The organism is Pseudomonas sp. SWRI77, assembly GCF_014269105.1.
Lineage (GTDB): Bacteria > Pseudomonadota > Gammaproteobacteria > Pseudomonadales > Pseudomonadaceae > Aquipseudomonas > Aquipseudomonas capeferrum.
Genome location: NZ_JABWRV010000009.1, coordinates 66,327 through 77,362, shown reverse-complemented (window position 1 = coordinate 77,362; position 11,036 = coordinate 66,327). Strand labels below are relative to the sequence as shown.

Below are 11,036 nucleotides of genomic sequence, written 5' to 3'. Positions count from 1 at the left end.
ACCGCGCCATCGCAAGGACCCCGTATGAGCCTGTCACTTCTCAGCCGCTACGCCTTCTTCGCCGCCTGTGTACTGTTCACCCTGGCGAGCCTGCCGTTCACCCACCACGAGTGGTTGTGGCCCTTCACCCTGACCACTGCCGTACTCAGCCTGATCGGCGTGTTCGACCTGCTGCAAAAGCGCCACGCAGTACGCCGCAACTACCCGATCCTCGGCAACATCCGCTACCTGGTCGAGGGCATTCGCCCGGAAATCCGCCAGTACCTGCTCGAAGCCGACAGCGACGCCCTGCCCTTCTCCCGCGCTCAGCGCTCGCTGGTGTATGCCCGGGCCAAGAACGAAGCCTCGGACAAACCCTTCGGCACCCTGATCGACGTCTACCAGTCCGGCTTCGAATTCATCGGCCACTCCATGCGCCCGGCACCGCTGACCGACCCTGCGGGTTTTCGCATCGTCGTCGGCGGGCCGCAGTGCAGCCAGCCGTATTCGGCATCGATCTTCAACATTTCGGCGATGAGTTTCGGTTCACTCAGCGCCAACGCCATCCGCGCCCTGAACGAAGGCGCCAAGCTGGGCAACTTCGCCCACGACACCGGCGAAGGCAGCATCAGCCCCTACCACCGCGAACACGGTGGCGACTTGGTGTGGGAGCTGGGCAGCGGCTACTTTGGCTGCCGTACCGCAGACGGGCGGTTCGACCCGGAACGCTTCGCCGCCCAGGCACGTACCCCCCAGGTACGGATGATCGAAATCAAGATGAGCCAAGGCGCCAAGCCCGGCCACGGCGGCATCCTGCCCAAGCACAAGGTGACCCAGGAAATTGCCGAAACCCGCGGCATCCTCATGGGCGAGGACTGCATTTCGCCGTCGCGCCACAGCGCCTTCTCGACGCCGATTGAAATGATGCAGTTCATTGCCCAGTTGCGCGAGCTGTCCGGCGGCAAGCCGGTGGGCTTCAAGTTCTGCCTGGGCCACCCATGGGAGTTCATGGGCATCGCCAAGGCCATGCTGGAAACTGGCATCCTCCCCGATTTCATCGTCGTCGACGGCAAGGAAGGGGGCACTGGCGCGGCGCCAGTGGAGTTCACCGACCATATCGGCGTGCCGCTGCGCGAAGGCTTGCTGTTCGTGCATAACACCTTGGTCGGCCTGAACCTGCGCGACAAGATCAAGCTCGGTGCCAGTGGCAAGATCGTCAGTGCTTTCGACATCGCCAGCGTATTGGCCATCGGCGCCGACTGGGCCAACGCAGCGCGTGGCTTCATGTTCGCGATTGGTTGCATCCAGTCGCAGAGCTGCCATACCAACAAGTGCCCGACCGGTGTGGCCACTCAGGACCCGTTGCGCCAGCGCGCACTGGTGGTGCCGGACAAGGCCCAGCGGGTACTGAACTTCCACCACAACACCCTGCGCGCCCTGGCCGAAATGCTCGCTGCGGCCGGCCTGGAACACCCGGCACAGCTGGAAGCCAAGCACTTGGTGCGACGGGTATCGGCCACTGAGATCAAGCTGTTCTCGCAGATGCATGTGTTCCTCAAACCGGGGGAGTTGCTGACCGGTGAGGTGGATGGGCAGTTCTATTCGCGGATGTGGCAGATGGCGCGGGCCGACAGTTTCGAGCCACAAGCGGCCTGAGGCGGCTCACGGTTCAGCGATTGGCTTGTTCTGGCACTGCAAACAACAATGCCTTGAACGAGCCCTCGACGATTTCATCAACTTTCACCCACCCGTCGACGGGCATACGCGGCGTGTAAGCAGACGAAGGTTCAGTCACCAGCCAGAGGCGTTTGAAGTGGTTCGCCAGTCTCTGTGGCGTTGTTACGTAAAGCTCATCCGAGCGTTGATAAAACAACGTCAAGGTACCGTAGGTGGTCGCCGCCTTACCGGTCGCATCAGGTTCAATCTGGGTATAGAGAAATGCCGGGCGTCCCGTGGCATTGTAGTACTCGATCGAGAGGTAGTGCCTTTTGCGATCGCCTAACAAAGCATCCCCTGAGCGCCAGTACTTATTAACATGTGCCATCACCGTACCCAGATCCCCCCCCGGCTTGGCCTGGTAATTGTAGGCATAGGCCAGCCCTGCAAGTTCGATGAACAGACAGCCAGCAACCGATGCCAGTAACGTTCGCCTCGGCCACGTATCAGCGGCGACCGCTACCAGCAACGGCAGCCCCATGAGGGAGAAAAGCAGATAACGGTTGATGAATAACGGCATGGCATAGGAGACCAGCCAGACGACAAGGATGGGAACAAAGCAATAACTCAATAGCAATACATTCGGCTGCCCACGCGTCGAGACATGGCGCAATACCCGTAGCGAAGCAAACACGAGAAAAATGGACAGCAACACAGACAAGACGTCTGCATAGGCAGCCTCCTCACATTGGGTAAACGCATTCCAGAACGATCGCGGCATGCTCAAGAGGGAAGCCGGATAGTGAACAATCCAGGCCACCAACTCACGGTGATGCAGTTGACGATACAAGATGGGCAGCCAAGGCAGATAGGCCAAGACGATTCCCACATGCCCCACCCACCAGGCACGAGCCAACACAAGTCGCTTGCCATGTGAATCCCTAGTCACTGACAGGTAGGCCCAATTGGCCAATGCGCACAAGGCTGCAAAGTAGTGGGTGTACAACGCGGCGACCATGAGTAGGCTGTAGGCAACCAGGTAGAGGTTTTTTTGCCTGGATACCCACTGCCAAAGCATGTAGATCGCCGACAGCAGCAGCAGACTCAGCAACGCGTACATTCGGGCTTCCTGGCTAAAACGTATGGCCATGGGAAAGAATGCCAACAAGAGGCCAGCAATCATTGCGGCACGCCAAGACGCCAGGTGCCTTGTCAGCAACATACCCATGCCTACCGAAGCGACGCCCGCGCAAACGCTCAAACTACGAACCGCCAGCGCATCGCTGCCAAACCACTGCATCCAGTAATGCAGAATCAAGTAATACAGGGGCGGATGGACGTCCCGGGCGGTATGAAACAGTATCTGCTCAGGCGGCAGGTGGCTGAGTAAGACACTGAATGCCTCATCCAGCCAGATAGTGCGCGTCGTTACCTGATGAAAGCGCAAGGCAGCACTCATCAGCAAAATTGCCACGACCACGCAAGCTTTTGCACGGGTCTCTTGCCAGCGTAGCGAAACGGCCATTATCTCTCCTTGATCAACACCCGCCCTGATTGCGCCGGGTCACACCCGACCTTGCCCCTGACGACATAACGAGGGCGATGCTTGGATTCCATGTAGATACGGCCAATGTATTCACCCAAGACTCCGATCCCGATCAACTGCACGCCACCGAGAAACAAGATGGCCGTCATCAGCGAGGGATAGCCTGGGACAGGGTTGCCAAAGATCAGCTTGTCAGCGACCAGCACCGCTGCGTAAACCAACGCTGTGAAGGCGATAGTCCCGCCCACATAGGTCCACAGCCGCAACGGTACAGTGCTGAACGAGGTGATGCCGTCCAATGCCAGATTCCATAACTTCCAGGCGTTGAAACGGCTACCGCCCTGAGCCCGTGCAGCGCGCTCATATTCAACCACCGTGGTGCTGAACCCCGCCCAGGACAGCATGCCTTTCATGAACAGCTGTTGTTCAGGCATCGACTTGATCACGTCCACGACTTTGCGGTCGAGCAGCCGGAAGTCACCGACGTTCTCTTCAATGTGTATCTGCGATATCCGCTTGAGCAAAAAGTAGAAGCCTCCGGCCGTTAATCGCTTCAAGTAGCTGTCACTGGAACGGTCCCGGCGCTTGGCAAGCACCACTTCAAAACCGGCTCGCCACTGCTCGATCAACAGGGGTATGACCTCTACCGGATCCTGCAGGTCGACATCGATAGGGATAACTGCATCGCCACGGGCCATTTCCAGCCCGGCGAGGAGTGCCGCTTCCTTGCCAAAGTTACGTGAGAGGTCGACCAGCATGACATCCGGGTCACCCGCAATCAGCTGACGAACCTGCTGTTCACTGCCGTCCTGGCTGCCATCATTGACGAAGATCACCTCGACCCTCGCCGGTTCCCCGTGCAGCGCACGGCGCACCGCGTCATAGAATGGGCGGATTGCCAGTTCTTCATCGAATATCGGGACGATCAGCGAAATAACCATTTGCGCTGCTCCGTGAAGATCCACCGCGACAACAGGAAACCCAGCAGCAGACTCATGGCTGAGTACAACGTGACAGTGACAACCGGCCGCCACTGCTGATTGTCAGCGATAGCCCCCAGCGCCAGGCTGAGGCTGCCCATACCGGCCACGAACACCAGATACCGCAAGAGCGAAATACGCACCTTGAAGGTATATCGGGAGTTGGCCAGAAAAGAGAACGACAACGCTGTGAAGAAGGCAGTGAGGTTACTGATCGCCTGGTCAGTACCGGCAAACAGTTGCATGGCAGTGAACACTGCCACGTGGATGGCGGTATTGAAGATACCGACGATCACGTACTTGAAAAACGCGGGTGCTCTGCATCGCATGGTCACAGATGCCCTTCCTTGCCTGGCCTGAACGCCACGTTAGGCAATAAATCTAGGGCGTTCTACTGACAAAAATGCCAGTTGACGAGCAATGACCCAGAAGGGCTGTAGCTGAAAGGGCCGCCCGAAGGCGGCCCCCGGCCTCGTCAGGACGCTGGGCTGACGATGCCCTGCGACTGTTTCGGCGCCAGGCGGAAGGTGTAGTACAAGGCGGTCAGCAACACCAGGAACGCCGGGCCGATGTACAGCGCCACGCGGGTGTCTTCGAAGTACGCCATCAGCCCTACCACCAGCACCAGGAAGGCCAGTGCCAGGTAGGAGCTCAGTGGCCACAGCCACATGCGGTATTTCAGCGCCTTGCGCTCGGCAGTGGTGAGCCCGGCGCGGAACTTCAGCTGCGCCAGCAGGATCATCACCCAAGTCCAGATCGCGCCGAAGGTGGCGATCGACGTCACCCAGACAAAGACCTTTTCCGGCACCAGGTAGTTGGCCAGCACGCCCAGCAGCAGCGCGCCGATCGACAGCAGCAGCGCATTGCGCGGCACGCCGTTTTTCGAGGTGCGGGCAAAGGTGGCCGGGGCCTGGCCATTCTGCGCCAGGCTGTAGAGCATGCGACCGGTGCTGAAGATACCGCCGTTGCACGACGACAGTGCTGCAGTGATGACCACGAAGTTGATGATGCCGGCAGCGGTCTTGATACCAAGGCGTTCGAAGGTCATGACGAACGGGCTGCCCTGGCTGCCGATCTCGTTCCACGGGTAGATCGACAGGATCACGAACAACGCCCCTACGTAGAACAGCAGGATGCGCCAGAACACCGAACCGATGGCCTGCGGAATGGTTTTTTGCGGGTTGCGTGCTTCGCCGGCGGTCAGGCCGATCATTTCCACGCCCAGGTAGGCGAACATCACCATCTGCAGCGACATCAGCACGCCGGTCACGCCGTTGGGCATGAAACCGCCATTGCTCCACAGGTTGGAAATACCCATGGCCACGCCGTCGTTGCCCAGGCCGAAGGCAATGATGCCGATACCGCCCAGGACCATGGCAATGATGGTGACGATCTTGATCAGCGCGAACCAGAACTCGAACTCACCGAACGCCTTGACCGCCACCAGGTTGACCGCGCCCATGCTGCCCAGCGCCGCCAAGGCCCAGATCCAGCGGGGGACGTCGGGGAACCAGATGCCCATGTAGATGGCCACGGCGGTGATTTCCGCCACGCAGGTCACCAGCCACAGGAACCAATAGTTCCAGCCGGTGAGAAAGCCCGCCAACGGGCCGAGGTAATCCTGGGCATAGCGGCTGAACGAGCCGGCAACGGGGTTGTGCACGGCCATCTCGCCGAGGGCACGCATGATCACCAGGATGGCCAGGCCACCAATGATGTAGGACAGCATGATGGCTGGGCCGGCCATTTCGATGGCTTTGGCCGAACCGAGGAAAAGACCGACACCGATACAGGCGCCCAGCGCCATCAGACGGATGTGCCGTTCGCCAAGTTCACGCTTCAGAGGGCCGCCCTGGGCGGTCTCGGCGTGGGCAGGGTGGTTGCCGACGGGCATAGCAATACAACCTCATTTTGTTATTGGATTTGACCTTCGTGCAGCACCGGCCGCGCCGATAGGCGGGACGTAGACTTGCCGGGCTGGCCTCGTGGGCCGGCCCGTGTGCCGGCGTAGAGCGTCCGGCAGGGCGAAGGGGGCGAGCAGTATAGGAAGCTCCCTGTAGGGATTTTCACTGTATAAACGGGGAAATTCGGCGAGAAATCTCGCCCCTGCGGGCGCGGCCTTGAGTCGCGACAAGGGCTGCGAAGCCGCCGTAAAAATCCTGTAGCCACCTTAACAACATCGCCTCCCCCCGAAACCCACACCAAAGCCGCATATCCCTACGCCACTTTTCTCGCCCTCTTACAAATTTTTCACCTAACCCGGTCAACGTCTAAGCTTCAGACAAGCAAGACGAAAATACCTGGCCGGATTGAAGACTATGGGCGCACTGTGGCAATCGGAACCAACCAGAACGGAAGCACCCGCAACCCCTCCGGCCGAGACGCCACCTGTAAAGTCCCCACGTCAGCGTCGGCTCTGGTGGCGGCTGATCATCCTCATCCTGCTGGTGGCCATCATCGCCCTCGGCTTTGCCGCCTATGACGAATTCCGCACCTCCAACCTGCAATCGCGGGAATTCAGCAAACTGGCCACCACCCTGACCTATTCGCTGCAGCCAGGGCCCAGCGATGCCATCGTCTACCCCGGTGAAGGCCCCTTCGACAAACGCCTGGGCTACAGCGCGCTAGGCGAATTCCTGCCGCGGTTGCTCAAGCGCGACTACCTGATCAGCGAACAGGTGAAGTTCTCCCCCGCGTTGATGAACTACGTCGATCACGGCCTGTTCGCCCCCTATATCGAGAAGATCCAGGCCGGCCTGTCGATCACCGACTGCCGTGGCGACACGCTCTACCAATACAACTACCCGCAACACCTGTACCCGAACTTTGCGGCGATCCCGCCGGTGATCGTCAACAGCCTATTGTTCATCGAAAACCGCGACCTGCTCGACAGCAAGGACCCGCGCAACAACCCCGCGGTCGACTGGCCGCGCTTCGCCAAGGCGGCCTACAGCCAAGTGGCCAAGTACTTTGCCCTGCCCGGCCAGTCGGCTGGCGGCAGTACTTTGGCAACGCAGCTTGAGAAGTACCGCCACTCACCGGATGGCCTGACCGTTTCTGGCGCCGAGAAGATTCGCCAGATGATTTCTGCCAGCGTGCGCGCCTATCAAGGCGGCCCGGACACCACCGAGGCGCGCCAGCGCATCGTGCGCGACTACCTCAACAGCGTGCCGCTTTCGGCTGTGCCGGGCCACGGCGAAGTGCATGGCATGGCTGAGGGCCTGCGGGTGTGGTACGGCGCCGATTTCGACCAGGTCAACCAGGCCCTGACCTCGACCGCCCAAGACCCTGAAAGCCTGGCCGCGCGAGGCCTGGCCCTGCGCCAGGTGCTGTCGTTGATGATCGCCCAGCGCCGCCCCTCGCATTACCTGTCCAAAGGCCGGGTCGAACTGGCCGAACTCACCGACTCGCATGTTCGCGTACTCGCCGCCAACCAAGTCATCGACCAGCCGCTGGCCGACGCGGCGCTGGCCAGCAAGGCGGTGTATCGCGACTGGGTGGCGCAACCGACCATCGTTCCGATCATCACCAACAAAGGCATCAGCCTGGCCCGTAATCGCCTGGCGGCCATGCTCAACCGCCCGCTGTACGACCTCGACCGCCTCGACCTGTCGGCCACCAGCACCTTGCAGGCCGACCTGCAGATGCAAGTAAGCCAGTACCTGAAAAACCTCTCCGACCCCGAGTTTGCGGCACAGATCGGGCTGATCGGCGAGCGCCTGCTGACCGCCAAGACCACCGACCAGGTGCGCTACAGCTTCACGCTGTTCGAGCGCACCGAAGACGGCTCGCGGGTGCGGGTGCAGACGGACAGCACCGACCAGCCCTTCGACATCAACGAAGGCAGCAAGCTGGAGTTGGGTTCTACCGCCAAGCTGCGGGTGCTCACCACCTACCTTGAGATCATTGCGGAGTTGCACGACAAGTACGCCGGCAAACCTGCTGCCGAGCTGAAAAAGGTCGAGGTGGCCGAACTGGACCGCCTCACCCAGTGGTCGCTGGAATGGCTGATGCAAAACAGCAAAAACCAGAACCTCGATGCGATGCTCGACGCCGCCCTGGAACGCAAGTATTCGGCCAATACCGGCGAAGCCTTCTTCACCGGGGGGGGCATGCACGTGTTCAACAACTTCCGCAAGGAAGACAACGGCCGCAACCCGACCCTGAAGATTGCCCTGCGTGAGTCGATCAACCTGCCGTTCATCCGGCTGATGCGCGACGTGGTGCGTTATGTGACCTACCAGCAGCCGTTCAACCGGGTACCGCTGCTCAAGGACGACGCCGACCCACGCCGCCAGGAATACCTGGCCCGCTTTGCCGACAAGGAAGGCACCAACTACCTGATGCGGTTCTGGAAGAAGTACCAGCGCAAGACCTCGCAGCAGCGCCTGGACACCTTCCTCGACAGCATGCGCGTGACCCCACAGCGCCTGGCGGCAGTGCACCGTTACCTGTTCCCCGAAGCCGGCCAGGAAACCTTCAATGGGTTTGTGCGCGCCCACAGCAAGGACGACAAGATCGCCCTGGGCAAGCTCACCGACGGTCGCCTGTCGGAGATGTACGACGCCTACGGCCCAGGCAAGTACGACTTGCCCGACCAGGGTTACATCGCCAAGGTCCACCCCCTCGACCTGTGGCTGCTCGGCTACCTGCTCAAACACCCAAGCTCGACGCTGACCGAAATGGTCAATGCCAGCCGCTTCGAACGCCAGGAGGTGTACGGCTGGTTGTTCAAGAGCCGTCACCAGGGCGCCCGCGACAGCCGCATCCGCACCATGGTCGAGATCGAAGCGTTCCTCGACATCCACCAACGCTGGAAGCGCGTGGGCTATCCGTTCGACCATCTGGTGCCGTCACTGGCCACCGCCATCGGCAGCTCGGGCGACCGCCCGGCCGCCCTCTCCGAGCTGGTCGGCATCATCCAGAACGACGGCGTGCGCCTGCCCACGTTGCGCATCGATACCCTGCACTTCGCCGATAACACGCCCTACGAGACCAAGCTGGTGAGTGACCCGGACCGCGGCCAACGAATCTTGCCGGTGGAGGTTGCTCGTGCGCTCAAAGGGGCCATGTCGCAAGTGGTAGACGCGGGTACCGCGCGGCGTATTTCCGGCAGTTTCAAGCTGCAAGACGGCACGCCACTGGTGATGGGCGGCAAGACCGGGACCGGCGACAACCGCATCGAAAGCTTCGGCGCTGGCGGCCGCTTGATCGGCTCGCGTTCGCTGAACCGTACCGCCACGTTCGTGTTCTTCCTGGGCGATAACCACTTCGGCACATTGACCGCATTCGTACCGGGGCGCACGGCGGAAGCCTTCAAATTCACCTCGGCATTGCCGGTGCAGGTGCTCAAGGGCATGGCACCGATCCTCATGCCATACCTGCAACCGGGCAACCCGAATGAGTGCAAAGCGCCCCAGGTAGCCATGCATGGGAATAACCCATCAACTATTTAGTTGATAATCATCTGCATCTAGGGCTTGTCTTTAGATATATCTTGAGTAATATCTTAAGATATATCGCACAAGACGGAGCCCATGATCATGCGCGAACATTCACCCCACGACCCTTTCGAGCGACGCCCCGGCCGCGGTGAACGCGGCCCACGCGTATTCGCCCCCGGCGACCTCAAGCTGCTGATGCTGGCCTTGCTGGCTGAGCAACCTGGCCACGGTTACGACCTGATCCGCCAGATCGAGAACCAGTTCGACGGCAGCTACAGCCCAAGCCCCGGCGTCATCTACCCGACCCTCAACTTCCTTGAGGAAGCCGAGCTGATCAGCGGCCAGCCCCAGGGCAGCAAACGCCTCTATGTCATCACCGATGCCGGCCGCAACGCCCTGGCCGAACAGGCTGTGGCCCTTGACGGCGTGCGCATGCGCATCGAAGTCAGCAAGCGCGCCCTGCGCGGCCACGACCGCCCACCCGAGATCCACGAAGCGGTCGGCAACCTGCGCCATGCCCTGCACATGCACAGCGGGCGCTGGACACCCGAAGAAATCGAGCGCGTCCGCGACCTGCTCAACACCACTGCCAAGGCCATCGCCTCCGGGCCGGCCAACCCTGTTTCGGAGAACACCCCATGAGTGACACCATTCACCGCGTCAACCATGAGATACGCCAACGCCGCCTCGAGGTGCTGCGCGTCACCGACCTGACCCCGCGCATGCGCCGTATCACCCTGGGGGGCGCGGAACTGGCGGGCTTTACCAGCGTCGGCACTGATGACCACGTGAAGCTGTTGTTTGCCGAAACGCCGGAGCAACAGCAAGCGATCGAAGCACGCAATCTGGGCCGCGACGGTGGCGCACGCCCCACCATGCGCGAATACACCCCACGGCGCATCGACCTGGTCGGCCATGAGCTGGACCTCGACTTCGTCCTGCACGGTGATGGCCCTGCCTCCACCTGGGCCGCCCAGGCTAAACCGGGCCAGTACCTGAACATCGCCGGCCCACGGGCCTCGATGGTGGTACCGGACATCTTCGACAGCTACTTGCTGATCGGTGACGAAACCGCGATTCCTGCAATCGGGCGGCGCCTGGAAGAACTGCCTGCGGGGCGCCAGGTGCTGGCGGTGATCCAGATCGAAGACGAACAGGAGCGCCAGCCGCTGCCAAGCAAGGCACAAGTGGACGTGATCTGGGTACGGCGCCAGGAAGAAGACCTGCTGGCGCTGCTGAAGAACCTGACCTTGCCGCAAGGCAGGCTGTACGGTTGGGTAGCCCTGGAAAAAGCCCTGACCCGCCAGGCCAAGGCCTTGTTGCTGGAGAAAGGCGTGCAGGAAGATGCGCTGAAAGCGGCTGCCTACTGGCGCGCCGACGGTACTGCGGACGACGCGTGATGGGCCCGGGTACAAACAACCTGACAGTCAC

Annotated in this window: 8 protein-coding genes; 4 read left to right on the top strand and 4 right to left on the bottom strand. The window is 61.0% G+C overall.

All coding sequences use genetic code 11. The features are described from left to right. The first annotated feature begins 24 nt into the window (after positions 1 to 24). Positions 25 to 1,635 (top strand): FMN-binding glutamate synthase family protein, encoded by a 1,611-nt coding sequence (locus HU766_RS11445; RefSeq protein WP_033702690.1) that lies wholly within the window; start codon positions 25 to 27, stop codon positions 1,633 to 1,635. A 13-nt stretch (positions 1,636 to 1,648) separates the two neighbouring features. Here the strand turns inward: HU766_RS11445 and HU766_RS11440 are convergent, their stop codons facing one another. The 4 genes from HU766_RS11440 to HU766_RS11425 all read right to left on the bottom strand — a co-directional run bounded on the left by HU766_RS11440 (position 1,649) and on the right by HU766_RS11425 (position 6,055). Then, a complete protein-coding gene (locus HU766_RS11440; protein WP_186656682.1) occupies positions 1,649 to 3,160 on the bottom strand; it encodes a glycosyltransferase family 39 protein in 1,512 nt (503 codons plus the stop codon). After that, the gene (locus tag HU766_RS11435; RefSeq protein WP_186656681.1) at positions 3,160 to 4,122 is read right to left on the bottom strand and encodes a glycosyltransferase family 2 protein; all 963 of its coding nucleotides are present in this window, start codon (positions 4,120 to 4,122) and stop codon (positions 3,160 to 3,162) included. Before HU766_RS11435 ends, HU766_RS11440 begins: the two co-directional genes overlap by 1 nt. Continuing rightward, a complete protein-coding gene (locus HU766_RS11430; protein WP_186656888.1) occupies positions 4,107 to 4,490 on the bottom strand; it encodes a GtrA family protein in 384 nt (127 codons plus the stop codon). The genes HU766_RS11435 and HU766_RS11430 overlap by 16 nt, the downstream gene beginning before the upstream one ends. 146 nt (positions 4,491 to 4,636) lie before the next feature. Then, positions 4,637 to 6,055, bottom strand: a complete 1,419-nt coding sequence (locus HU766_RS11425) for an amino acid permease (RefSeq protein WP_186656679.1) — start codon at positions 6,053 to 6,055, stop codon at positions 4,637 to 4,639. Positions 6,056 to 6,479: 424 nt separating this feature from the next. On the opposite strand from HU766_RS11425, the gene HU766_RS11420 reads away from it, so the two are divergent. The 3 genes from HU766_RS11420 to HU766_RS11410 all read left to right on the top strand — a co-directional run bounded on the left by HU766_RS11420 (position 6,480) and on the right by HU766_RS11410 (position 11,005). Further along, positions 6,480 to 9,617: a transglycosylase domain-containing protein gene (locus tag HU766_RS11420; RefSeq protein ID WP_186656677.1), complete on the top strand. Its 3,138-nt coding sequence runs from the start codon at positions 6,480 to 6,482 to the stop codon at positions 9,615 to 9,617. Between the two features lie 87 nt (positions 9,618 to 9,704). Continuing rightward, complete coding sequence (locus tag HU766_RS11415) at positions 9,705 to 10,247, top strand: PadR family transcriptional regulator (protein ID WP_095064248.1); 543 nt, start codon at positions 9,705 to 9,707, stop codon at positions 10,245 to 10,247. Beyond that, entirely contained in the window at positions 10,244 to 11,005 is a 762-nt protein-coding gene (locus HU766_RS11410) for a siderophore-interacting protein (RefSeq protein ID WP_186656676.1), read from the top strand. The genes HU766_RS11415 and HU766_RS11410 overlap by 4 nt, the downstream gene beginning before the upstream one ends. The last annotated feature ends 31 nt before the right edge of the window (positions 11,006 to 11,036 follow it).

Excerpts from the sequence above, each read along its gene's own strand:
- HU766_RS11445 (WP_033702690.1), top strand. The coding sequence starts at position 25 with ATGAGCCTGTCACTTCTCAGCCGCTACGCCTTCTTCGCCGCCTGTGTA.
- HU766_RS11425 (WP_186656679.1), bottom strand. The coding sequence starts at position 6,055 with ATGCCCGTCGGCAACCACCCTGCCCACGCCGAGACCGCCCAGGGCGGC.
- HU766_RS11440 (WP_186656682.1), bottom strand. The coding sequence starts at position 3,160 with ATGGCCGTTTCGCTACGCTGGCAAGAGACCCGTGCAAAAGCTTGCGTG.
- HU766_RS11415 (WP_095064248.1), top strand. The coding sequence starts at position 9,705 with ATGCGCGAACATTCACCCCACGACCCTTTCGAGCGACGCCCCGGCCGC.
- HU766_RS11435 (WP_186656681.1), bottom strand. The coding sequence starts at position 4,122 with ATGGTTATTTCGCTGATCGTCCCGATATTCGATGAAGAACTGGCAATC.
- HU766_RS11410 (WP_186656676.1), top strand. The coding sequence starts at position 10,244 with ATGAGTGACACCATTCACCGCGTCAACCATGAGATACGCCAACGCCGC.
- HU766_RS11430 (WP_186656888.1), bottom strand. The coding sequence starts at position 4,490 with ATGCGATGCAGAGCACCCGCGTTTTTCAAGTACGTGATCGTCGGTATC.
- HU766_RS11420 (WP_186656677.1), top strand. The coding sequence starts at position 6,480 with ATGGGCGCACTGTGGCAATCGGAACCAACCAGAACGGAAGCACCCGCA.